Source organism: Paracoccus simplex (assembly GCF_042648325.1).
In the GTDB taxonomy this organism is placed as follows: Bacteria; Pseudomonadota; Alphaproteobacteria; order Rhodobacterales; family Rhodobacteraceae; genus Paracoccus; species Paracoccus simplex.
Window position 1 is genome coordinate 1 of the sequence record NZ_JBHRXE010000005.1, and the last position, 24033, is coordinate 24033.

A 24033-nucleotide genomic window follows, 5' to 3' on the forward strand; every position below is an offset into this window, starting at 1 on the left:
CCAACCCCCGGTCGGTGGGGTCCCTTTTGGACGCCGATCACCCCAGAAGCGGGGTCCTTATTCCACGCCGGTCAACATGCTCGATCAAGGCGCGGCAGGGTGAAACCGGCTGCAAGGGCCGCGCGATCCCCATGGACAAGCTCGACCGCATGGTGGTCAGCCACATCGAGGACCGCTTGCTCGATCCCGACCGGCTGGAGAAGCTGCTTGGGACCGTCCTCGGCCGCCGTGAGGATCAGGCCGACCGACGCCGGCAGCACATTGCCGAACTGGAGCGGCGGGCGGTCGAATCGGACATGCGCCTCAAGCGTCTCTACGACGCCATAGAGGCCGGCGTTGCCGATCTCGACGACCCGGCGCTCAAGGAGCGCATCGCCGGCCTCAAGGTCATCCGCGATCAGGCCAGGGCCGACGCCGACCGGGCGCAAGCCTTGCTCGATAGCCCCGGCCATAGCGCCATCACTCCGACGATGATCCAGGGCTTCGCCCGCCGCGCACGCGAGCGCATCCGGGGCGGCGAAGGGGGCTATCGGCGGGATCATCTACGCGCTCTGGCGCAACGTGTCGAAGTCGCGGACGACGCGATTCGCATCATGGGATCGAAGACGGAATTGTTGAGAACGCTTATTGCTGGCCAAGTGCGGCAGTCGGCGGCGGTTGGCGTGCCCAGAAGCGGACTGAAGTGGCGGAAGCGGTGGGATTCGAACCCACGGTGCGGTTCCCCGCACGCTAGTTTTCAAGACTAGAGCCTTAAACCACTCGGCCACGCTTCCGTTCCACCGCAAGGCTCACCGCACCGGACAGACATTCCGGCTCGGCCAGCTTACGCCGGCTTTCCCGAAACGAAACGACCAGCCCGTCTGTCCCGGTGAAAAGCTTGATCGAGATAAGCGCATGGCCCAGCCAGAGCAAGGCGGAATTCCGCGGCATTCGACATGCCCTGCCACCGGCGCACTCGCCAAAAGCCGTCGCTTACACCGGAATCCCCGGCAAGCGCAGCACCGCCCGCAACCCGCCCAGATCGGAGCGCTCCAGTGCCAGCCCGCCGCCATGCAGCGCCGCGAGGTCGGCGACGATGGCAAGGCCGAGGCCGGCACCGGGCGGGCCGGCCTCGTCCAGGCGGGCGCCGCGGGTCAGAGCAAGCGCATGATCCTCGGCCGACATCCCGGGGCCGTCATCCTCGATCAGCAGGCGCAGACTTTCGCCCTCGGCCCGTGCGGACAGGCGAATGCGACTGCCGGCCCATTTCACGGCGTTCTCGACCAGGTTGCCCAGCATCTCCTCGAGATCCTGTCGCTCGCCGGCGAAGGCGGCCGCGGGGGAGATAGCCAGATCGACCGCCAGCCCCGCGTCCAGGATCGGGCCGCGCAGCACCAGCAGGATGTCGTCGACCACCGGGGCAAGCGGCGTGCGCTGGCCCAGCAGCCGCGGTGCGGCCGAACTGCGGGCGCGGCGCAGATGCCAGCCAATCTGGCGGTCCATGCGTGCGATCAGCGCATGGCCGGGATGTTCGGCGGGCAGGGCATTGTCCAGCGCCGCCAGCGGCGTCTTCAGCGAATGCGCCAGGTTTCCGACATGCTCGCGCGAGCGGGCCAGCACGGCGCGGTTCTGTTCCAGCAGCGCGTTGATCTCGGCCGCGACGGGGCGCAGCTCGGCCACGGCGGGCAGGGGCAGCGTCTCGGTCCGGCCGGCGCGGATCGCCCGGATGTCCCGGCCCAGCCGGTCCAGGCTGCGCAGCCCGGCCGCGACCTGCAGCACGCTGGCCAGCGCCAGCGCCAGCCCCAGCACCGCAAGCGAGACGGCCAGCGGCCGGCGCAGGCGGGACAGGCTGGCCTCGATTTCGGCCCGCGGCGCGGTCACCGTCACCGCCAGCGCCGAGCCGTTGTCGGGCAGGGTGAAGCGATGATGGGTCACGCGCAGCGCCTCGCCCTCGGGTCCGATGCCGCGACCGCCCTGCACCTCCGCATCGGGCGGCTTCAGCACATTGTCGAACAGCGAGGGCGATTTTTCCATCGCCGTGCCGTCCTGGCTCAGCTGCCAGAACCAGCCCGAAAGCGGCCGGTCGAAGCGCGGATCGGCGGGAACAGGACCGGCGATCAACCGCCCGCCGGCGTCGATCGAGGCGCCGGCGATCAGGGCCTCGGCCACGGCCTCGGTCTCGGCATCGAAGCGGCCGGTGACGAAATCCTCGAGGATGGCGGCCAGCGCCAGGTAGCCGGCCAGCAGCGCCACTCCGGTCAGCGCCGCCCCGAGCCCGATCAGCCGTGCGCGGATGGAATCGCGGGGCAGGATCAAGCGGCGGTCCTCAACACATAGCCCTCGCCGCGCCGGGTCTCGATCAGGCCCTCGCCGATCTTTCTGCGCAGGCGGCCGATCACCACCTCGATGGACTTGAAGTCGCGGTCGGCGGCGGAATCATAAAGATGGTCGGACAGTTCGCTGCGGCTGACCACGCGGTTCTGGTGGTGGATCAGATAGGACAGGATGCGCGTCTCGAACCCCGTCAGCTTCAGCGCCATGCCGTTGCGGGTGATGACGCCAAGCTGGGTGTCGAGCCGCAGCGGCCCGGCCTTGATCACCGCCTGGGCATGACCGGCGGCGCGGCGCACCAGGGTCTGGGCGCGGATCACCACCTCCTCCAGCCGGAAGGGCTTTACCGCGTAATCGTCGGCGCCGGCGCGGAAGCCCGCCACCTTGTCGGTCCAGTCGCCGCGCGCGGTCAGGATCAGCACCGGCATGGTCACGCCGCCCTCGCGCCAGCGGGTCAGCACCTCGAGCCCCGGAATGCCCGGCAGGCCCAGGTCAAGCACGGCAAGGTCATAGGTCTCGGTCGCACCGAGGAACTCGCCCTGCGTGCCGTCCACGGCCAGGTCGCAGGCAAAGCCGCCGTCGCGCATGGCCTGGGCGAGTTGGGCGGACAGCGTGGGATCGTCCTCGACGATCAGGCATTTCATGGCTCGGGCCCTTTCCGGCGGGCTTCGGTCAGCCCGGCACCCGCCACTTCCAGGAAATCGCCGCTATGCGCATCCAGCCGGACCACCAGCACGTCGCGCGCCGGCGTCAGCAGCCGCAGCTGATGCACCAGCACCACGCCGCGGTCGCGTTCCTGCGGCGTGGGCGGGACCAGGCGGGCGGCGATCAGCCGGCCCCGGAACCGCTCCTGCACGATCTGGGCGGCGCGTTTCAGCGGCAGGATGCGGTCGTCCTGCCGGCCGAGCGCCTCGAATTCCGGCTCCCATTCCTCGGCCCGGGGGCCGTCGCGGTCGTGGCCGCGATCCTCGGCCCGGGCGGGCGAGGTCAGGGCCAGGACAGCCAGCAGAAGCAGGGCGGGGATGCGCGGGCGGATCATGGTCCCTATGTAATCGCGCAATTCCAAACGAAAGCCAAACGGGCCGTTGGTCTTTGGTTGGTCGGCCGGAGGCTATTGATCGATTCGCATTGGGGGCCCTGTGGCCCCGATAGGAAGGAACCAGAAATGAGCAGAACATTCCCGACCTCGATCGCGCTTTCGGCGCTGCTGGCGGTGCTGGCCGCACCGGCCATGGCGCAGGACACCGCGCCCGCCCCGCAACCCCCGGCCGCCGCCGGAGTGCAGGCCGAAACGCAGGCCGAAACGCAGGCCGAGGCGCCGTTGCCCAAGGCGCTGCAGGATGCCGGCCTGACCGATGTCACCCGCAAGCGCGGCCCGCATGGCGGCACCCGGATCGAAGCCAAGCTGCCCGACGGCAGCCGGATCGGCGTCATGCTGGACGACAAGGGCCAGTTGCGCGGCCTGCGGGCCAAGGGCGAGGCGGCGCTGCCGCGGGCGCTGGTCGAGCAACTGGTGCCGCAGGCGGTCCGCGACAGCGCCGTCTATGCCGAACTGGGCACGCTGAAGGCGGTGTTCTCGGGCCAGCGCGGCGTGATGCTGGCCGGGCAGGACGGCGACAGGAACAAGGTACGCGCCGCCTTCGCCGAGGACGGGACGCTGCTGCGCTTCGGCCGCGGCGATGACGACCGGCCGGGTTTCCGCGACCGGGATGCGCGCCACGACCGGAAGGGTGACCACCACCGCCGCCATCACCGCGACGACGACCGCGGCTGGCATCGCGAAGGCCGGGGCGAAGGTCAGGGCGAAGGCCGGGGCGAGGACCGCGGACCGGGGCGCGACCTGCCGCCGCCGCCCCGCGTGGCGCCCGAGGGGCAGGCGCCCGCCGACGCGCCGCAGCGCCAGGGCGCCGTGGCCCCCGCGCAGCCGCTCGGCCGCGGCGCGGTGGGCGCGGCGCTGACCGCAACCGGCTATAGCGGGCTGGGCGAGATCACGCAGGACGGTCGGCGCATTCTCGCCCAGGCCGTCAATCCGGAAGGCGAGCCGGTTTCGCTGGAAATGAACGCCCAGGGCCGGGTGATGCGGGAAATCAACCGCTAGCGCTCGCATCGCGTGCATCGGGGCTGCCCGGCGGTTCGGCGCGGGCAGCCCTTGTCTTGTCGGCAAATCCGATCAACTCTTGGCAAGAGCCCGCCATTCGCAGCGAAAAGGCTTGCCTGATCCGCGCGGCAATGCGAAATCCGCTCGGAATTTCTGGGCGTTCGCGCCCAAAGAACAGGGGTCGGTCGATGCGTCGTCGCGAATTTGTCATCTCTGCCGGTGCCGCCATGACGGCGGTCGGCGCCCTGTCATCCTCGCTGGGGGCGGCGCTCGCGCAGGAGAGCCCGGAAACCGCGGCCCCCGAAGCCGAGGCCGAGCCGGTCGAGGTCGCGCCGCCCAAGCCCTTCGGCTTCGAGGATGTGGCGGCCATGGCCAAGGACCTGGCCTCCAAAGCCTATGAATATCGCGATGCCGAACTGGTCGGCAGCTTCGCCAACCTGACCTATGACCAGTATCGCGGCATCCGCTTCCGCCGCGACCGCGACCCCTGGGTCGGCAGCCGCGATTTCGCGCTGGACCTGCTGCCGCCGGGGGCGATCTTCCACGAGCCGGTGGATATCAGCCTGGTGGACGAGGGCGTGGTGATCCCGGTCCGGTTCGATCCGCACATGTTCGACTTCGATCCGGCGCAATTCCCCGACGGCGTCGATTACGAGACGCTGGGCAGCATGGGCTGGTCGGGCTTCCGCCTGCGCGCGCCGCTGAACCGCCCCGACGTGATGGACGAGATCGCGGTCTTCCAGGGCGCCAGCTATTTCCGCGCCGTGGCCCGGGGTACGCTTTACGGCCTGTCGGCGCGCGGTCTGGCCATCGGCACCGGCAGCGCCGAGGGCGAGGAATTCCCGCTGTTCCGCGGTTTTTGGATCCACAAGCCGGGGGAGCAGGACCGCTCGGTGCTGATCCATGCGCTGCTGGACAGCGAATCCGTCTCGGGCGCCTTCGAGTTCCGCATCACCCCCGGCGCCGAAACCGTGTTCGACACCCGTGTGGCGCTGTTCCCGCGCACCGACATGGGCAATGCCGGCATCGCGCCGCTGACCTCGATGTACTGGTTCGGGCCCACCGACCGCTCGCGCGTGGACGATTACCGGCCGGCCGTGCATGACAGCGACGGGTTGCAGATGCTGACCGGCGACGAACAGCGGCTGTGGCGGGTGCTGTCGGGACATAGCGCCTTGCAGATCTCGGCCTTCATGGACAACAATCCGCTGGGCTTCGGCCTGGCGCAGCGGGCGCGGGACTTCGAATCCTACAAGGATGCCGAGGCGCGCTATGAAAAGCGGCCCTCGGCCTGGATCGCGCCGCAGGGCGAATGGGGCAAGGGTACCGTCACCCTGGTCGAGATCCCGGTCGAGAACGAGTTCAACGACAATATCGTTTCGTATTGGCAACCGGGCGACCGGTTGGTGGCGGGCAATCGCTACGATTACAGCTACATTCTGACCTTTGCCGCCGAAGTGCCTGACAGCGCGCCGATTTCCCGCGTGGTCGAGACCATGTCCGGCAAGGCGGTCAACAATGCCACCGGCCGCACCTATGTGGTCGATTTCGACCTTGGCCTGTTCGGGGCCGAGAATCCGGTGCCGCAGATCCGCGCCTCGGCCGGGCGGATCGGGCACAGCTACCTGCTGCGCCTGCCCGAGCAGCGGCGGATGCGGCTGGCTTTCGAATACCTGCCCGAGGGCGCCAAGCTCGCCGATCTCTCGGCGGTGCTGAACGGGCCGGAGGGTCCGCTGAGCGAGACCTGGATCGCCCGTTGGACGCGCGAGTGAGTGACGTGACCGACATCCGCAGCCAGCCGGGCGCGCTTCCGGCGAGCCGGGCCGAGACCCTGCCGCTTTCCGCCGACGAGGAATGGGAGGCGCTGGACCTGCCCCGGGCCGAGGCGCCGGCGACGCCGCCCGAGGCGCCGCTGGACATGCCCGAACAGGATTTTCGCGCCCGGCCGCCGATGGGGCCGGACAGCGGCTGGCCCTCGATCGGCACCATCGCCGCGCGGCTGGTGGCCTTCGGCGGCGCGGCGGCGATCGGCTGGTTCGGCTGGAAGCAGATGGTGCTGGCTTTCGGCACCAGCATGACCTTCCTGCAATCGGTGCTGCTGGTGCTGTTCGCGCTGACCTTTAGCTGGGTCGGCTTTTCCTTCGCCTCGATGGTCTCGGGGCTGTTCGCGCGGCGGCTGCGCACCCCGACCGGGCCGAACGCCGCCCGCATCGCGGTGATCATGCCGGTCTACAACGAGGATGCCGCCACGACCACCGGCCTGCTGGCGGCGCTGGCGCGCGACCTCTATCGCGTCGGCCTGGGCGACCGGGCCGAGATCTTCGTGCTGTCCGACAGCCGCGAGCCGGGTGCCGTGCTTGAGGAAATGGCGGCGATCAGCCGGTTGCGCGACATTTCCCCGGTGCCGGTCTGGTATCGGCGCCGCCGCAGCAACAAGGGCCGCAAGGCCGGAAACGTCGCGGATTTCGTCACCCGCTGGGGCGGCCGCTACGAGCAGATGGTGGTGCTGGATGCCGACAGCGTGGTCGGCGCCGCGACCATCAAGGCGCTGTCGGCGCGGATGAATGCCGATCCGGCCATCGGGTTGATCCAGACGATGCCGATGCTGGTCGGCGGCCAGACCATTTTCGCCCGGCTGACGCAATTCGCCGGCCGCATCTACGGCCCCGCCATCGCCCGCGGCGTCGCCGCCTGGTCGGGCAACAGCGGCAATTTCTGGGGCCATAACGCGATGATCCGCGTCAGCGCCTTTGCGCAATGCTGCGGCCTGCCGGAGCTGTCGGGCAAGCCGCCCTTCGGCGGCACCGTCCTGAGCCACGACTTCGTCGAGGCCGCGCTGTTGCGCCGGGCCGGCTGGAAGGTGCGGCTGGACCACGATCTGCGCCAGAGCTTCGAGGGCTGCCCGCCGACGCTGCTGGACATGGCCGTGCGCGAGCGCCGCTGGGCGCAGGGCAACCTGCAGCACGCGCGGCTGATCTTCTCGCGCGGCTTCGCCTGGATCAGCCGGGTGCATTTCGTCATCGGCATCCTGGGCTTCCTGATGTCGCCGATCTGGCTGGCGATGATCCTGGTCGGGCTGGCGCTGTCGGCCAATGTGCTGCTGTCGCGGCCGGATTATTTCCCGCAGACCTACCAGCTGTTCCCGACCTGGCCGACCTTCGACCCGGTGCGGATGCTGTGGCTGTTCGTCGCAGCGATGTCCTTCCTGCTGGTGCCGAAATTCATCGCCATCTTCCGCGCCTGGCTGCGGCCGCTGGCGCGCAATTCCGGCGGCAACGTGCGGCTTCTGGCCTCGGCCATGTTCGAGATCGTGCTTTCGGCCCTGATCGCGCCGGTGCAGATGCTGATCCAGACCCGGCAGATCTTCGAGATCCTGCGCGGCCGCGATTCCGGCTGGGAGGCCCAGGTCCGCGCCGGCCAGATGCCGCCCTGGGGCGTGGTGCTGCGCCGCCACGCCATCCATGTCGTCACCGGCACGGCGACGCTTTTGGTGCTGGCCTTCCTGGCGCCCTGGCAGCTGGTCTGGCTGTCGCCGATCCTGGCCGGGCTGATCCTGTCGCCGCTGACCTCGCGCTGGTCGGCAAGCCCGGTCTTCGGCCGCTGGGCCCGCCGCCAGGGCCTGCTGGTCACCCCCGAGGAGCGCGACCCGCCCGAGGTGCTGACCGCCGCCAATGCGCTGGACTTCCGCGTCGCCGGCACCTTGCCGCGCGAGGGGCTGGCGCTGCTGGGCCGCGACCCGGCGCTGCGCGCCCGCGTCGCGGCATTGCTGCCCGCAACCTCGCAGGCCCCGGCTTCCGAGCGGCTGGATGCCATCTCGGCCGAGGCCAAGATCGGCCACGCCGCCTCGCGCCAGCAGGCGCTGAGCTTCCTGAACCCGGCCGAGAAGCTGGCGCTGATCGAGAACCGGACCCTGATCGAAGCCTTCGCGAAGCTGCCGCAATGAAACGGATCGTCGCTCTGGACATGCTGCGCGGCTATGCGCTGGTCTGCATCATGCTGGATCACATGCCGATCGGCCTGTTGCGCAACCTGACGCTGACCAATTTCGCCGTCTTCGACGCGGCCGAGCTGTTCGTGCTGCTGTCGGGCTTCCTGGTCGGCATGGTCTGGGTCAAGGTCGAGGCGCGCCAGGGCCGCCGCACCGCGCAGTTGCGCTTCCTGCGCCGCGCGGCGCAGGTCTGGCTGGCGCTGATCGCGGGGGCGATCCTGCTGGCGCTGTTCTCGGCGCTGCTGTTCAAGCTGCACATGAATCACACCGCGGTCTGGTTCCAATATGCGCGCTGGATCCTCGAACATCCCATCGGCTATGTCGCCACCGTGGCGCTGATGTGGATGCAGCCGAACCTGCTGGACGTGCTGGCGCTTTACGTGCTGCTGATCGCCACCGTGCCGCTGACCGTGCCCTTCCTGCTGCGCATGCCCTGGGTCGCCCTGGCGGTGTCGGTGGCGATCTGGTGGTTCGCCGCCCCGCTGAACGCGATGATCCCGAACCAGCGGCCCGGGCCGGGCCTGCTGTTCAACCCCTTCGGCTGGCAACTGCTGTTCTTCTCGGGCGTGGCGATGGGGGCGTTCCGCGACCGCCTGATGCCGGTGCTGCAGCGCCATGGCCGGCTGCTGACCGCAGTCTCGGCGACGGTGCTGCTGTTCAGCCTGACCGTCGTGCTGAGCTGGAAGATCGGCGCGCCGGCCAAGCCCTTGACCGATGCCCTGCGCCAGATCACCGGCGGCATCGACAAGTGGTCGCTGGATTTCGTCCGCTTCGCCGCCATCCTGGCCGCCAGCTGGATCGTGGCGGTGCCGCTGGCCCGGCCCTTTGCCTGGATGGCGGGAACCCGGCCGGGCGAGGCGCTGGCCGAGATCGGCCGCGGCGGGCTTTTCTCGTTCATCGTCTGCGTGATGCTGTCGATCTGGGGCGATGCGCTGGACATGACGGTGGCCAAGGGCGGCGCGGCCTGGTTCTGGCTGCGGCTGGCCATCGACCTGTGGCTGATCGTGGCTTTCTGGGCGATTGCCGCGCTGTGGATGCGGCGCGAAAGCTGGTTGCCGCAGCTGCGCGCGCGACTTCGGTTGGATTGACGCGTGACCCGTCGCCGCTCAATTTGGCGCGCAGGTCACGGAGGGACAGATGAAATCGGATATCGAGATCGCCCGAGCGGCGCAGAAACAGCCCATCGGCCGGATCGCCGCCCGCCTCGGTCTGACCGAGGGCGACATCCTGCCCTATGGACATGACAAGGCCAAGATCAGCCATGCCTGCATCCGCGGCCTGGCAGAGCGGCCGCAGGGCCGTCTGGTCCTGGTCACCGCCATCAACCCGACCCCGGCCGGCGAGGGCAAGACCACCACCACCGTCGGCCTGGGCGACGCGCTGAACCGCATCGGCAAGCGCGCCACCCTCTGCATCCGCGAGGCCAGCCTGGGGCCGAATTTCGGCATGAAGGGCGGCGCGGCGGGCGGCGGCTATGCGCAGGTGATCCCGATGGAGGACATGAACCTGCACTTCACCGGCGATTTCCACGCCATCACCAGCGCCCACAACCTGCTGTCGGCGATGATCGACAACCACATCTATTGGGGGAACCCGCTGCGCATCGACCCGCGCCGGATCACCTGGCGCCGGGTCATGGACATGAACGACCGGGTGCTGCGGCAGATGGTGATCGCGCTTGGCGGTCCGGCGAACGGCTATCCGCGCGAGACCGGCTTCGACATCACCGTCGCCTCCGAGGTGATGGCGATCCTGTGCCTGGCCTCGGACCTGGCCGATCTGCAGGAGCGTCTGGGCCGGATCGTCGTCGGCCACACCATCGACCGCCAGCCGATCACCGCGCGCGACCTGGGCGCGGACGGGGCGATGACGGTCCTGCTGCGCGATGCGCTGCAGCCCAATCTGGTGCAGACGCTGGAGAACAACCCGGCTTTCGTGCATGGCGGACCCTTCGCCAATATCGCCCATGGCTGCAATTCGGTCATGGCGACGCGCACGGCGCTGGCGCTGTCGGATTACGTCGTGACCGAGGCCGGTTTCGGCGCCGACCTGGGGGCCGAGAAATTCCTGGACATCAAGTGCCGCCTGGCCGGGCTGCAGCCCGACGCGACGGTGCTGGTCGCCACGGTCCGGGCGCTGAAGATGAATGGTGGCGTGGCGCGGGCCGATTTGGGGACCGAGAATGTCGCGGCGCTGCGGGCCGGCTGCGCCAATCTGGGTCGCCATATCGAAAATCTGCGCCGCTACGGCCTGCCGGTGGTGGTGGCGATCAACCATTTCTCCAGCGATACCGAGGCCGAGGTGGCCGCGTTGACCGAATATTGCCGCGCGCACGGGGTTCAGGCGGTGCTGTGCCGGCACTGGGCCGAGGGCGGCGCCGGCGCCGAGGATCTGGCCCGCGCTGTGGTGGCGCTGGTCGAGCAGGGCGGGAATTTCACGCCGCTCTATCCCGACGACATGCCGCTGCGGCAGAAAATCGAGACGGTCTGCAAGCGCATCTACCGCGCCGAGGAGGTCGAATTCCTGCCGCATATCATCGAGCGGCTGGACGAATGGCAGGCCGCCGGCCATGGCCATCTGCCGGTCTGCATGGCCAAGACGCAATATTCCTTTTCCGCCGATCCGACGGCGCTTGGCGCACCCGAAGGCTTCACCATCCCGGTGCGCGAGGTGCGGCTTTCGGCCGGGGCCGGCTTCGTGGTGGCGATCTGCGGCGACATCATGACCATGCCGGGCCTGCCGCGCAACCCGGCGGCGCTGCGCATCGGGCTGGACGGCCGGGGCGACGTGCAGGGCCTGTTCTGAGGCATGCGGGCGGGGTTTCCCATCGCGCTGCCGGGCATGACGGTCGGGCTTCTGGGCGGCTCCTTCGATCCCGCGCATGACGGCCATGTCCAGATTACCGAAGAGGCGCTGCGCCGCTTCGGCCTGGACCGGGTCTGGTGGCTGGTCAGCCCCGGAAACCCGCTGAAGGCGCATGGCCCGGCGCCGCTGGACCAGCGCATCGCCCGGGCCGGGCGGATCATGCGCCACCCGCGGGTCGCGATCACCGGCATCGAGGCGCGTCTGGGCACGCGCATGACCCGCGACACCATCGCGACGCTGCAGCGGCTTTATCCCGGCGTGCGCTTCGTCTGGCTGATGGGGGCGGACAATCTGGTGCAATTCGATCGCTGGGACCGCTGGCGCGACATCGCGGCGCGGGTGCCGATCGGGGTGATCGCGCGGCCGGGCTGGCGGATGCCGGCCCGCTTCTCGCGCGCGGCGCGGATGCTTTGGGCATCGCGCCTGCCCGAGTCGCGAGCCCGTGAACTCGCCTGCGCTAGGCCCCCGGCCTGGGCGATGATAAACCTGCCGCTGAACAAGCTGAGTTCGACCGCGATCCGGGCGCGGCGGCGGAAAGGAACGACATGAATGCAGTCTCGCGGCGCGGTTTCATCGCAGGGTTCGGGGCCGGGCTGGGTTTGCTGGCGCTGGCGCCCCGCCTGGCATCCGCGCAGGCCGTGCGGGCGCCGGTGGCAGCCTTCGACGCCGAGACCCGCATCGCCGAGGCCGGGCTTGGCGGCGCGGTGGCCTATGCGCTGATCGACCCTGCGACCGGCACCGTCCTGGCCGAACGCCAGGCCGACCTGCCCCTGGCCCCGGCCAGCACGCTGAAATCGGTGACGGCGCTTTACGCGCTTGACCGGCTGGGCGCCGGGCATCGCTTCGCCACGCGGGTCTTCCGCGCCGGCAACATGCTGATCCTGGCCGGGGGCGGCGATCCGGTTCTGGACACCGACGCGCTGGACGCGCTTGCCGCCGCCACTGTCGCGGCCGAGAAGGGTTCGGGCCGCGGCGCGCCGGTCAGCTTCGCCGTCTGGGGCGGCGCCTTGCCGCGCATCGGCCGGTTGGATCCGGCGCAGGACGAGCATCTGCCCTACAACCCCTCGATCTCGGGCATGGTGCTGAACTTCAACCGCGTGCATCTGAACTGGCGGCGCGGCGAGCAGGGCTATCGGCTGTCCCTGCAGGCGCGGGGGCGCAAGCTGTCACCGCGGGCCTATACCGCCTCGATCGCGCCGGTGGACCGGGCGCTGCCGCTGTTCACCTATGAGTCCGGCAAACGGGAGAACTGGACCATCGCCCGGCGCAGCCTCGGCAAGTCGGGCAGCCGCTGGCTGCCGGTGCGCCGCCCCGAGCTTTACGCGGGCGACGTGTTCCAGACGCTGTGCCGGGCGCGCGGGCTGGTTCTGCCCAATCCCGAGGTGATCGAGCTTCTGCCGGACGGGCAGGAGATCGCGCGCCAGGACAGCCCGCCGCTCGACGAGATCATCCGGGGCATGATGGAATATTCCACCAACCTGACCGCCGAGGTCATCGGCCTGCAGGCCAGCGGCGCCGGCGATATCGGCAGATCGGCGGCTGCCATGGCGGACTGGCTGCGCGGGCAGGGGATCGCCACCGGATTCGCCTTCCACGACCATTCGGGCCTGTCGCCCGAGAACCGGGTCACCGCGCGGATGATGGCGCAGCTGGCTGCCGGGCCGGGGCAGGCGCGGGGCCTGCGCGGGCTGATGAAGACGATCCCGCTGCGGGACGCGCAGGGCAAGCGCAAGCCAAGCGACATCGCCGTCGAGGCCAAGACCGGCACGCTGAACTTCGTCTCGAACCTGGCCGGCTATGCGCAGCGCGAGGGCGGGCGGGAGTTGGCCTTTGCCATCCTGACCGGCGACGAGCCGCGCCGCGCCGCCAGCCAGGGGCAGGAACTGCCCGAAGGCGTCATGGGCTGGACCAAGCGCTCGAAACGCCTGCAGCAGGCGCTGATCGAGGGCTGGGCCGGCGAACATGGCGCGCCGGCGCTGGCCGCCGCCTCGTCGGATATGGCGGGCCAGCCCTAAAGCAGCCGGTGCCGGGCGCGGGCGGCCAGTTCGATGGCCGCGGCGTGCAGGCGCTCGATCTCGAGCTGGTCGCGGATCTCGGCCAGCATCTCGGCCTCGATTTCGCCCAGCCTGCCGTCCGAGGCCGCCACGTCGCAGGCCAGCACATAGGCGGTGTCGTAAAGTTTTTCCGGCAGCGCCTCGCGCACCAGTCCGAAGAGGGCGTCGAGCCCGTCCTCTTCCTCGAACAGGCTCAGCACCGTCTGCGACACGGCGCGGATGCGGTCGATGTCGTAATTGGCGAAGACCGGCGTGTGGTTCACCGCCCGCTCGATCGCCAGCAGTTCCGAGGTGCGTGGATTCTGGTCCGAGGCCGAGACCCCCACCATGACCGCGACCAGCGCGTCGCAGGGCGAAAACGGGGGAACATTGTCGGGCATGGCAAATCTCCGTGGCTCTGGGGCGAAATTATTGACCATTCCGGCCCGTTTCAATACGGGGGAAAGCCTAAGCTATGGAGACCCGACCATGACCGCCCTGCGCGACGCCGCGATGAAATCCAAGGCCTGGCCCTTTGAGGAGGCCCGCCGCGTGCTGAAACGCTATGAGAAGAAGGATCCCGAGAAGGGCTATGTGCTGTTCGAGACCGGCTACGGCCCCTCGGGCCTGCCGCATATCGGCACCTTCGGCGAGGTGGCGCGCACGACGATGATCCGCCGGGCGTTCGAGATGATCTCGGACATCCCGACGCGGCTGTTCTGCTTCTCGGACGACATGGACGGGATGCGCAAGGTTCCCGACAACGTGCCCCAGCAAGAGATGCTGCGCCAGCACCTGCAAGAGCCGCTGACCACGGTGCCGGACCCGTTCGGTGAATATGACAGCTTCGGCGGGCACAACAACGCCATGCTGCGCCGGTTCCTGGACACTTTCGGGTTCGAATACGAGTTCATCAGCGCGACCGAGTTCTACAAATCCGGCCAGTTCGACGCGACGCTGCTGACGGCGGCCGAGAGATATGACGCCATCATGCAGGTCATGCTGGCGTCCTTGCGCGAGGAGCGCCAGCAGACCTATAGCTGCTTCCTGCCGATCAGCCCCAAGACCGGCAAGGTGCTGTACGTGCCGATCAAGCATGTCGATGCCAAGGCCGGCACCGTCACCTTCGACGACGAGGACGGGCAGGAGCTGACCCTGCCGGTCACCGGCGGCCATGTGAAGCTGCAATGGAAGCCGGATTTCGGCGCCCGCTGGGCGGCGCTGGACGTCGATTTCGAGATGTATGGCAAGGATCACTCGACCAACACCCCGATCTATGACGGCATCTGCAAGATCCTGGGCGGGCGGCCGCCCGAGCATTTCACCTATGAGCTGTTCCTGGACCAGCACGGGCAGAAGATCAGCAAGTCCAAGGGCAACGGCCTGTCCATCGACGAATGGCTGACCTATGCGGCGACCGAGAGCCTGAGCTATTTCATGTTCCAGAAGCCCAAGACGGCGAAGCGGATGCATTTCGACGTCATCCCCAAGGCGGTGGACGAATACCACCAGCAGCTGCGCGCCTATCCCGACCAGACGGTCGAGCAGCAGCTGGCCAACCCGGTCTGGCACATCCATGGCGGCGCGGTGCCGGCCTCGGACATGGTGGTGCCGTTCCAGATGCTGCTGAACCTCGCCTCGGTGGCGGGGGCCAAGGACAAGACCGGGCTTTGGGGCTTCATCCGCCGCTATGCGCCCGAGGCCAGCCCCGAGACCAACCCGACGCTGGACGCCGCGGCGGAATTCGCGGTGCGCTATTTCAACGATTTCGTGGCGCCGACGCGGGTGTTCCGCCAGCCTTCCGAGATCGAACGCCGGGCGCTGGAGGATCTGGCCGGGCGGCTGGCGGCCTGGGACCAGCCCGCCGATGCCGAGGCCTTGCAGACCATGGTCTTCGCCATCGGCCGCGAGCACGGGTTCGAGCCGATGAAGGATTGGTTCCAGGCGCTTTACCAGGTGCTGCTGGGCGCCGATCAGGGACCGCGCTTCGGCGGGTTCATCGCGCTTTACGGCGTGGCCGAAACCCGGGCGCTGATCGAGCGCGCGCTGGCCGGCGAGCTGGCGGCAGAACCAACCGCCTGATCCGGCGAGTGAATGCGGTGTTGCGCGCGGCCGCGTTGCCGCGCGCGCCCGGTTAACGGCCGGTTAACGCCAGATTGCCAGAGTCCTGACAGACCGCGCGGGCATCCGCCTCGCATGATCTGGAATAGGGAGAAATTGGCATGACCATTGCGATTATCGGCAACCAGTCGTTGATGCCGCGCGCCTTCCGGCTGGGCCTGAATCAGTGGTCCCAGAGCGATGGCCGGGCCGGGTCTCCGACCTGGGCGGGGGCGGCGAATGCGGCGATCGTCCCGGCGGACGAGGATTTCGGCAGTTGCCTTGAGATCCTCAAGATTCAGACGGTGACCTCGATCCGCTACATGCGGCGCACGCCGATCAATCCGGGCAGCTATCTGCGCATCTCGGCCCGGGTGAAGGCCATCGCCGGCAACCTGCCGCAGGTGCGCATCGCGGCCTTCGCCGGCAATGCCGCGGGCGAGAATGTCGCGGGCGTGACGCAGGTGGGCCCGGCGGTGGCGCTGCCGGGCTATGGCCAGGTGGTCGAGGTTTCGGCCATCGTCGGCTCGGGCCGGCGCGAGGGCGTGGACATGCCCTGGGGGCGCAACGCCGCCTTCGGCCATTTCGGTCTGGATCTGACCGGCGACAACAACGGCTCGATCCGAATCGAAAGCGTGGTGATCGAGGATGTGACAGCGGCCTTCGTGCCGGGGATGTTGGACTGGGTGGACGTGCGCGATTTCGGCGCTGTCGGCAACGGCGTAGCCGACGACCGGGCCGCCTTCCTGGCCGCCGATCAGGCGGCTGCCGGGCGCGGCGTGCTGGTTCCGGAGGGCAGTTATTTCATCGGCTCGGACCTGAGCATCGCCTCGCCCATCCGCTTTACCGGCACGCTGCGCATGCCGCGCGCGGCCCGGCTGGCGCTGACGCGCAGCTTCGATTTTCCCAGCTACGCCTCGGCCTTCGGCGACGAGACCGAGGGGCTGAAGCGTGCCCTGCAGGCGCTGCTGGGTTTCACCGACCATGCGGTGCTGGACCTGTGCGGCCGGGTCGTGCACCTGGCCGAGCCGATCACCATCGCCGGGGCGGTCCCGGGCATGACCAGCTTTGCCAATCGCCGGGTGATCGCCAACGGCCAGATCAGCATCACCCCCGGCCCGGCCTGGGACACGGCGACCGTCACCTCGGTCGCGACCTACAACCCGAACCAGTCGCTGACCCTGTCCGGCGTCGGCAATGTCGCCAATATCGAGATCGGCTCGCGCGTGGCCGGCAACGGCGTCGGGCGCGAGGTCTATGTCCGCGACAAGAACCTGGCCCAGGGCACGCTGACGCTGTCGAACCCGCTTTACGGCGGGGCGGGGACGCGCAGTTATACCTTCCACCGCTATCGCTACGCCTTCGACTTCGCCGAGATGGAGCAGCTGAGCCGCTTCAACTTCGACGACATCGAGTTCCTGCTGGAGGGCAATGCCAGCGGCGTCATGCTGGCCAAGACCGGCACCATGAACTGTTTCCGCGACTGTTACTTCACCCGGCCGAAGGATCGCGGGATCACCTCGATCGGCTCGGCCTGCCAGGGGATGCTGGTCGACCGCTGCGAATTCCTATCGAACGAGATGGGCGATCTGGCGCAGAACCGCAGCACCATCGCGCTGAACGTCAACAACAACGACACCAAGATCCGTCACAGCCGCTTCATCCGCTTCGCGCATTTCGCGGTGATGAACGGCGGCGGCCACATGATCGAGGGCAATCACTGGTTCCAGGGCGACAATGCCCAGAACGGCGTGCGCTTCGGCGGGCTGATCCTGACCCAGACCAACGTGCAGGCGACGGTGACCGGCAATTACATCGACAATTGCTCGATCGAATGGACGAACGAGCACGACGCGGCGCCGGATTTCCTGGGCGACGAATATTCCTTTGGCGGGCTGACCATCACCGGCAACACCTTCCTGGCCTCGAACACGACGCTGGGCTTCAACTGGCTGGTGGTCAAGCCCTATGGCAGCGGGCATTTCATCCATGGCCTGGCGGTGATGGGCAATGTGTTCAAGTCGCTGGTGAACAAGATCACCCGCATCGACCGGGTGGACACCACCTTTGCCGACCTGAACTATCAGCGGATGCGCAACATCCAGTTCCAGGGCAACATGTTCAACGGCGTGAACACCTATGTCGCCAATCCGGTGGACATCAGCCACAGCCAGGCCACCGCCGCGAACCGCTGGCTGATCACGGTGGACAAGGCGCTGCCCTTCAACGGTTGGGTGCGCAACGTGCAATCCGTGGTCGCGACCAGCGCCATCACCAATTCGGCCAATACCCGCGTCAGCGAGATGCCCTGGGTGCAGACCCAGCTGGCGGCGAACCAGCGCCAGATCGCGCTGAACTGGAACGCGGCGGTGCGCGGCTCGGTCAGCCTGCGGGCGCGGATGGACAATCCCGACTAGGGTGGGGCCGTTCCGCGATCTTGTTCCAAGGGCCCCGGCGGATCACTCTGCCGGGGTTCCAGCATGTCGGCGGGCTGCAGCCTGAACGCCTGACCGAAGCCGGCATTCAGCAGGCCCGACAGCGGCTCGATGCGCCAGAAGCGGAAATCGGGCAGGTCGAGATAGACCCCGGCCTTGGGATCGCGCGCCAGCCACCGCACCCGGCGCGCCTCGTCCGCCGGGACGGGCAGGGCGCGGCCCAGGATCGACAGCCGGGCATGGGTCATGGCGTCGCCCTTGGCCGGCTCGGCCGCGATCAGCAGCCCGGCGCGCGGATCGGCGGCCAGCGCACGCGTATGCGCCGCCAACCCCGAGAGCAGCGCCAGCGGCGCGCCATCCGCATCGGTCTGCAAGGCGATGCGGGTGACCAGCGGCACGCCCGTTCCGGGGTCCAGCGTGCCAAGGCCGGCATGGCGCGCACCCGCGAGCAATTGCCGGGCCAGGGCGCGGGCCTCGTCGGTGGTGTCGCGAATCGGGTCCATCCTCATGGCACCATGCTGCGCTGGTCCCGAGCCGGCCGGCAAGCGGATCTGTGACCGGATGATTGGTCAGGCACTTGTCGCCAGTTCCTCGGGGCGCAGCGCGCCGGGAAAATGGCAGGCGGTCAGGTGGCCGTCGCCCAAAAGCGCCGGCCGCTCGGCGGCGCAGAGGGCTTGCGCGCGCGGGCAGCGGGTGCGGAACACGCAGCCCGAGGGCGGGTTCATCGGCGAGGGCAGCTCGCCCCGCAATGGGATCATCCGCTTGTCGCGTTCCAGCTCCGGGTCGGGGACCGGCACGGCCGAAAGCAGTGCCTGCGTATAGGGGTGCTGCGGATCGGCATAGAGCGCTTGCGACCCGGCCAACTCCATCACCCGGCCCAGATACATCACCAGCACCCGGTCGCTGATATGCTTCACCACCGACAGGTCATGGGCGATGAAGATCAGCGCCAGGCTCAGGTCGCGCTGCAGATCGGCCAGCAGGTTGATGACCTGGGCCTGGATCGACACGTCCAGCGCCGAGACCGGCTCGTCGCAGATCACCAGCTTCGGCTCGACGATCAGGGCGCGGGCGATGCCGATGCGCTGGCACTGGCCGCCGCTGAATTCGTGCGGATAGCGGTTGATCTGGTTCGGCAGCAGGCCGACGCGGTCCATCATGTCCTTGACGCGGACCTTGACCTCGGCGCGGCCCAGCCCCTTGCGATGGGTGGTCAGCGGTTCGGCGATGATCTGGCCGACGGTCATGCGCGGGTTCAGGCTGGCCAGCGGATCCTGGAACACCATCTGGATCTGGCTGCGGTATTTCAGCATCTGGCGCGGCGACAGGCCGATCAGGTCGGTGCCGTCCTGCCAGATCGCCCGGCCCGTCGCCGGGACAAGGCCGGTCAGCGCCCGCGCCAGCGTCGACTTGCCCGAGCCGGATTCGCCGACGATGCCCAGCGTCTCGCCCGGCATCAGGGTGAAATCCACCCCGCCGACGGCATGCAGCAGCCGCGGCTTGGCCCAGGGCAGGGCGCCTTGCGCGGGAAGCTGGAAGCTGACGCGCAGGTCTCGCGCCTCGATCAGCGGCTTGGCGGTCATGGCTTGGCCTCCTGAAGCGTCCCGGTCGGCGGCTCGTCCTGATCGGCGGCGGCGGGCTCGGGCAGGGCGGGCTGCGGGGCATGGCCGGCGCGCACCGTGGCCAGGCCGGCATGGCAGGCCCGCTCACGCCCCGGTGCGAAGGGGTCGAGCGGCGGCATGGTCTCGCAGACCGGCATGGCATAGGCGCAGCGCGGCGCGAAGGGACAGCCGGGCGGCGGGTTGGTCATGTTGGGCGGGCTGCCGGGAATCGCGGTCAGCCGCTCGCCCTTCTGGTCCACGCGCGGGATCGCCGCCAGCAGGCCCTGGGTATAGGGATGCGCGGGGTCGGCGAAGATCGACCCGACCGGCGCGCGCTCCATCACCCGGCCGCCATACATGACCATCACCCGCTCGCAAGCGCCGGCGACCACGCCGAGGTCATGGGTGATCAGGATCATCGCCATGCCGAATTCGCGCTGCAGATCGGCCAGCAGCTCCATGATCTGCGCCTGCACGGTCACGTCCAGCGCCGTGGTCGGCTCGTCGGCGATCAGCAGGTCGGGGCGGCAGAGCAGCGCCATGGCGATCATCACCCGCTGGCGCATGCCGCCGGAAAACTCGTGCGGGTGAAGCCGGATGCGGGCGCGCGCGTCGGGGATCTTGACCGCGTCGAGCATCCGTGCCGCCTCGGCCACGGCCTCGCGCTTGCCCATACCCTTGTGCAGCATCAAGACCTCGGCCATCTGGTCCGAGACGCGCATATAGGGATTCAGGCTGGTCATCGGATCCTGGAACACCATGGCGATGCGGCGGGCGCGGATCCGGTTCAGCGCCTTGGGCGCGGCATTCAGGATCTCGGTGCCGTCGAAGCGGACCGAACCCGTGGCGCGGCCATTCCTGGCCAGCAGGCCCATGACGGCGAAGGCGAGCTGCGATTTGCCCGAGCCGCTTTCGCCGACAATGCCCAGGGTCTGGCCCTTGGCCACATCGAGGTCGATGCCGTTCACGGCCGAGACCTCGCCGTCGGTGGTGGCGAAGCGCACGTTCAGGTCGCGGATTTCCAGCAGGGCCATGTCAGCGATCCTTCGGGTCCAGCGCATCGCGCAAGCCGTCGCCGACGAAGAAGAAGGCGAACAGCGTGATGCAGAAGAAGAACAGCGGAAAGGCCAGCTGCCAGAGCGTGCCGTAGTTCATCGTCCCCGCGCCCTCGGAGATCAGCGCGCCCCAGGAGGTCAGCGGTTCCTGCACGCCGAGGCCAAGGAAGCTGATGAAGCTTTCCGACAGGATCATCAGCGGCACCAGCAGCGTCGCATAGACCGCGACCACGCCCATCAGGTTCGGCACGATATGGCGCAGGACGATCCGCCAGGCCGGAACGCCGGTGGCGCGCGCCGCCTCGATGAACTCGCGGTTCTTCAGGCTCAGGGTCTGGCCGCGCACGATGCGCGACATGTCCAGCCAGGAAATCAGGCCGATGCCCAGGAACAGCATGGACATCGAACGGCCGAAGACCACCAGCAGCAGGATCAGCACGAACATGTAGGGGATCGACATCAGCACGTCGACCGCGCGCATCATGATGCCGTCGGTGCGCCCGCCGACATAGCCGGCGGTGGCGCCGTAAAGCGTGCCCACGACCACCGCGATGCCGGCGCCGATCAGCCCGACCATCAGGCTGACCTGCGTGCCCTGCACGGTGCGCGAGAACAGGTCGCGGCCCAGGTCGTCGGTGCCGAAATAATGCCCGTTCGACCAGCTCGGCGCGCCGAGCTGCGCGGCCTGGCCCATGATCGCGAAGTCCATCTCCTCGTTCGACCAGGCGGCCAGCTGGTTGCCGAAGATCGCGAACAGCCCGACCAGGACCAGCACCACCAGGCTGACCATCGCGGCCTTGTTGCGGCGAAAGCGGCGGCGGGCATCGGCCCAGGGGCTGCGGCCCCTGACCTCGGGCTCGGCCAGGCGGGCGGCCAGCGATTGCATCTGACGGCTGTCGATCATGGCTCAGTACCGGATCTTCGGGTCGATCCAGGCGTAGAGCACATCGACCACGAGGCTGAAAAGGATGGTCAGCGCCCCGACGAGGATGGTGATCCCCATCATCACCGCATAGTCGCGGTTCAGCGCCGAATCGACGAAGCTGCGGCCGATGCCGCCGGTCGAGAAATACATGTCGATCACCACCGAGCCGGTGATCATGGTGACGAAGGCCGGGCCAAGATAGCTGATGACCGGCAGCATGGCCGGCTTCAGCGCATGGCGCAGGATCACCGCGCGCTCGGGCAGGCCCTTGGCGCGGGCGGTGCGGATGTGGTTCGAGCCCAGCACCTCGAGCATCGAGCTGCGGGTGATGCGGGCGATCGAGGCCATGAAATGCGTGGCCAGCGCCACCACCGGCATGATCCAGTACACCGGCCCGCCCCAGCCGCCGCCGGGCAGCCAGCCCAGCCACAGGGTGAAAACCAGCACCAGCAGCGGCGCCATGACGAAGTTCGGCAGCACCTGCGCGCCGATCGAGACGCCGACGGCCAGATAGTCCATCCAGCTGTTCTGCCGGATCGCCGCCGCCACGCCAAGGCCGACGCCGACCCCGACCGCGACGACGAAGGCGATGCCGCCATAGGTCAGCGTCACCGGGAAGCCGGCGGCGATGATCTGGTTCACGGAACGGTCGGGATAGACGAAGCTGGGCCCGAAGTCGAAATGCGCCACGATCCCCCAGACATAGTTGGCGATCTGCCGCCACAGCGGCTCGTCGAGCCCGTATTTCGCGTTCAGGTTGGCCAGCACCTGCGGCGGCAGGGCGCGTTCCTGCGTGAAGGGGCCGCCGGGGGCGGCATGCATCAGCAGGAAGGAGACGACGATCAGCAGCAGCAGCGTCGGAATGGCGACCGCGAGCCGCCGGAGGATGAAGCCGAACATGCGCAGGTTCCCAAGGACAGGTGCCGGACAGGATCGGAGGGGCGGCCGCGCGGCCGCCCCGGATCTTACTTCTGGATGCGGTAGATGTCCTTGGCATACCAGTCGTTCATCACGTTCTCGGTCGGCAGGCCCTTGATGTCGTCGCGGATCATGTCGACCTTGGAATACTGGTAGACCGGGACCAGCGGCATGTCCTGGGCCAGGATCTTCTCGGCCGCGGTGTATTGCACGTTGGGATCGTCCGAGGTCTTGGACTGGTCCATCAGCTTGTCGAATTCGGGGTTGGAATACTTGCCGTAATTCATCCCGGTCGACCGGAAATAATCGAGGAAGGTCGAGGCCTCGTTATAGTCGGCGCACCAGGCATAGCGGGCCATCTCGAAATCCTGCGATTGCATGCGGTCGGTATGCACCTTCCATTCCACGTTGTTCAGGGTCAGCTCGACGCCGATCTGCTTGTAGAACTGCTGCGCGGCGACGGCGATCTTCTTGTGGTTCTCGTCGGTGTTGTATTGCAGGGTCAGTTTCAGCGGCTTGTCGGGGCCGTAGCCGGCCTCGGCCAGCAGCGCCTTGGCCTTTTCCAGCCGCTCGGCCTGGGTCCAGGCGGCATAGTCGATCTCGGGCATCTGGAAGCCCTCGATGGCCCAATGCGTCCAGTTATAGGCGGGCTTCTGGCCGCCCTGCAGGATCTGGTTCACCACCACGTCGCGCTGCATGGCATAGCTCAGCGCCTGGCGCACCCGCACGTCCTTCAGCGCCTCGGGGCCCTTGTCGCTGACATTGAACAGATAGGCATAGGTGCAGGAATAGGGGATCGAGACCGCCTGGTCGGGGAATTCCTTCTCCAGCCGCGGATATTGCCCGGCCGGGATCTGCACCCGGTCCAGCTCTCCGGCCTGATAGCGGGTCAGGGCGACGTTGTTGTCGTTCACCGTCAGGCCCTTGATGTGCTCCATGATCACATTGCCGGCGTCCCAGTATTCCGGGTTCTTGTCCATGCTGATCTGCACGCCCAGGTCGTGGCTTTTCAGCACATAGGCGCCGTTGCCGACCAGCTTGCCGGCTTCGGTCCAGTTGTCGCCCTCGGCCTCGACCACCTTCTGGTTGACCGGGAAGGTCGAGGCATGCGTGACCATCTTGGGGAAATAGGGCGTCGGCGTGGTCAGCCTGACCTCCAGCGTGTGGTCGTCGACGGCCTTGACGCCCAGCTCCTCGGGCTGCTTCTCGCCCTTGTCCACCGCCGTGGCGTTCTCGACGTTCATCAGCTCCATGAACCAGGCATATTCGCTGGCGGTGGCCGGATCGGCCAGCCGCCGCCAGCTATAGACGAAATCGCCGGCCGTGACCGGGTCGCCGTTCGACCATTTCGCCTCGGGGCGCAGGTGGAAGGTATAGGTTCGCTTGTCCTCGGACAGGTCGAACGAGGAGGCGACGCCGGGGACCGGCGCGCCCTTCTCATCCTCGTTCAGCAGGCCCTCGAAGAGCTGGCGGATGATGTCCGAGCCCTCGACATCGGTGTTCTTCTGCGGATCGGCGGTCTTGATCGCGTCCAGAAGCCAGAAGGTATAGGACTGGTTCTCGGCCAGCTTCTCGCCCTCGGCGGGCTTGGCGGCCAGCGCGGGCAGGGCCATGCCTGCAACCAGCGCGGTGGTCAGGAACAGACGGGTCATGGGGCACCTCTCTGATGGTTCATGGCGCGGTTCTTGCTGTATTTGCCGCGCGA

19 protein-coding genes and 1 tRNA gene are annotated in these 24033 nt (G+C 68.3%); 9 read left to right on the forward strand and 11 right to left on the reverse strand.

From position 1 onward, the window contains the following. Positions 1-683: 683 nt before the first annotated feature. The 4 genes from ACFOMP_RS01840 to ACFOMP_RS01855 all read right to left on the reverse strand — a co-directional run bounded on the left by ACFOMP_RS01840 (position 684) and on the right by ACFOMP_RS01855 (position 3349). Positions 684-773: transfer RNA gene (locus ACFOMP_RS01840), tRNA-Ser, on the reverse strand. A 199-nt stretch (positions 774-972) separates the two neighbouring features. Next, the gene (locus tag ACFOMP_RS01845; protein WP_379027686.1) at positions 973-2295 is read right to left on the reverse strand and encodes an ATP-binding protein; all 1323 of its coding nucleotides are present in this window, start codon (positions 2293-2295) and stop codon (positions 973-975) included. Next, positions 2292-2954 (reverse strand): response regulator transcription factor, encoded by a 663-nt coding sequence (locus ACFOMP_RS01850; RefSeq protein WP_289895373.1) that lies wholly within the window; start codon positions 2952-2954, stop codon positions 2292-2294. Before ACFOMP_RS01850 ends, ACFOMP_RS01845 begins: the two co-directional genes overlap by 4 nt. Beyond that, the gene (locus tag ACFOMP_RS01855) at positions 2951-3349 is read right to left on the reverse strand and encodes a hypothetical protein (RefSeq protein WP_289895374.1); all 399 of its coding nucleotides are present in this window, start codon (positions 3347-3349) and stop codon (positions 2951-2953) included. The genes ACFOMP_RS01850 and ACFOMP_RS01855 overlap by 4 nt, the downstream gene beginning before the upstream one ends. A 126-nt stretch (positions 3350-3475) precedes the next feature. Between ACFOMP_RS01855 and ACFOMP_RS01860 the strand changes: the two genes are divergently transcribed. The 7 genes from ACFOMP_RS01860 to ACFOMP_RS01890 all read left to right on the forward strand — a co-directional run bounded on the left by ACFOMP_RS01860 (position 3476) and on the right by ACFOMP_RS01890 (position 13276). Next, the gene (locus ACFOMP_RS01860; RefSeq protein ID WP_379027687.1) at positions 3476-4408 is read left to right on the forward strand and encodes a hypothetical protein; all 933 of its coding nucleotides are present in this window, start codon (positions 3476-3478) and stop codon (positions 4406-4408) included. A 188-nt stretch (positions 4409-4596) separates the two neighbouring features. Beyond that, on the forward strand, positions 4597-6180 hold the full coding sequence (locus ACFOMP_RS01865; RefSeq protein ID WP_289895376.1) for a glucan biosynthesis protein: 1584 nt from the start codon (positions 4597-4599) through the stop codon (positions 6178-6180). Beyond that, positions 6177-8351, forward strand: a complete 2175-nt coding sequence (gene mdoH / locus ACFOMP_RS01870; protein ID WP_379027688.1) for a glucans biosynthesis glucosyltransferase MdoH — start codon at positions 6177-6179, stop codon at positions 8349-8351. Before ACFOMP_RS01865 ends, mdoH begins: the two co-directional genes overlap by 4 nt. After that, entirely contained in the window at positions 8348-9484 is a 1137-nt protein-coding gene (locus tag ACFOMP_RS01875) for an OpgC domain-containing protein (protein ID WP_379027689.1), read from the forward strand. Before mdoH ends, ACFOMP_RS01875 begins: the two co-directional genes overlap by 4 nt. Before the next feature lie 49 nt (positions 9485-9533). Further along, positions 9534-11201 (forward strand): formate--tetrahydrofolate ligase, encoded by a 1668-nt coding sequence (locus tag ACFOMP_RS01880; protein ID WP_379027690.1) that lies wholly within the window; start codon positions 9534-9536, stop codon positions 11199-11201. A 3-nt stretch (positions 11202-11204) separates the two neighbouring features. Continuing rightward, a complete protein-coding gene (locus ACFOMP_RS01885; protein ID WP_289895380.1) occupies positions 11205-11810 on the forward strand; it encodes a nicotinate-nucleotide adenylyltransferase in 606 nt (201 codons plus the stop codon). Continuing rightward, positions 11807-13276 carry a D-alanyl-D-alanine carboxypeptidase/D-alanyl-D-alanine-endopeptidase gene (locus ACFOMP_RS01890; protein ID WP_379027691.1) on the forward strand — a complete coding sequence of 490 codons (1470 nt, stop codon included), beginning with the start codon at positions 11807-11809 and terminating at the stop codon, positions 13274-13276. Before ACFOMP_RS01885 ends, ACFOMP_RS01890 begins: the two co-directional genes overlap by 4 nt. Here ACFOMP_RS01890 and ACFOMP_RS01895 read toward each other — a convergent pair. Next, positions 13273-13695, reverse strand: coding sequence for a tellurite resistance TerB family protein (locus ACFOMP_RS01895; RefSeq protein ID WP_289895382.1), 423 nt, complete (start codon positions 13693-13695; stop codon positions 13273-13275). The two genes, ACFOMP_RS01890 and ACFOMP_RS01895, sit on opposite strands and share 4 nt — an antisense overlap. 88 nt (positions 13696-13783) lie before the next feature. Here ACFOMP_RS01895 and ACFOMP_RS01900 point away from each other — a divergent pair, with 88 nt between their 5' ends. Together ACFOMP_RS01900 and ACFOMP_RS01905 are read left to right on the forward strand one after the other, a co-directional pair. Next, a complete protein-coding gene (locus ACFOMP_RS01900) occupies positions 13784-15376 on the forward strand; it encodes a lysine--tRNA ligase (protein WP_379027692.1) in 1593 nt (530 codons plus the stop codon). Between the two features lie 140 nt (positions 15377-15516). Then, the gene (locus tag ACFOMP_RS01905; RefSeq protein ID WP_379027693.1) at positions 15517-17811 is read left to right on the forward strand and encodes a glycosyl hydrolase family 28-related protein; all 2295 of its coding nucleotides are present in this window, start codon (positions 15517-15519) and stop codon (positions 17809-17811) included. Here ACFOMP_RS01905 and ACFOMP_RS01910 read toward each other — a convergent pair. From ACFOMP_RS01910 to ACFOMP_RS01935, 6 genes are all read right to left on the reverse strand, one after another. Further along, positions 17808-18338, reverse strand: a complete 531-nt coding sequence (locus ACFOMP_RS01910) for a HugZ family pyridoxamine 5'-phosphate oxidase (RefSeq protein ID WP_379027694.1) — start codon at positions 18336-18338, stop codon at positions 17808-17810. The genes ACFOMP_RS01905 and ACFOMP_RS01910 overlap by 4 nt on opposite strands. A gap of 60 nt (positions 18339-18398) precedes the next feature. Beyond that, complete coding sequence (locus ACFOMP_RS01915) at positions 18399-19412, reverse strand: ABC transporter ATP-binding protein (protein ID WP_379027695.1); 1014 nt, start codon at positions 19410-19412, stop codon at positions 18399-18401. Next, on the reverse strand, positions 19409-20464 hold the full coding sequence (locus ACFOMP_RS01920; protein ID WP_379027696.1) for an oligopeptide/dipeptide ABC transporter ATP-binding protein: 1056 nt from the start codon (positions 20462-20464) through the stop codon (positions 19409-19411). The genes ACFOMP_RS01915 and ACFOMP_RS01920 overlap by 4 nt, the downstream gene beginning before the upstream one ends. A 1-nt stretch (position 20465) precedes the next feature. Then, complete coding sequence (locus tag ACFOMP_RS01925) at positions 20466-21389, reverse strand: ABC transporter permease subunit (RefSeq protein ID WP_289895388.1); 924 nt, start codon at positions 21387-21389, stop codon at positions 20466-20468. 3 nt (positions 21390-21392) lie between these two features. Next, positions 21393-22310 carry an oligopeptide ABC transporter permease OppB gene (gene oppB, locus ACFOMP_RS01930; RefSeq protein ID WP_379027697.1) on the reverse strand — a complete coding sequence of 306 codons (918 nt, stop codon included), beginning with the start codon at positions 22308-22310 and terminating at the stop codon, positions 21393-21395. A gap of 65 nt (positions 22311-22375) precedes the next feature. Then, positions 22376-23980 carry a peptide ABC transporter substrate-binding protein gene (locus ACFOMP_RS01935; RefSeq protein ID WP_379027698.1) on the reverse strand — a complete coding sequence of 535 codons (1605 nt, stop codon included), beginning with the start codon at positions 23978-23980 and terminating at the stop codon, positions 22376-22378. Positions 23981-24033: the final 53 nt, after the last annotated feature.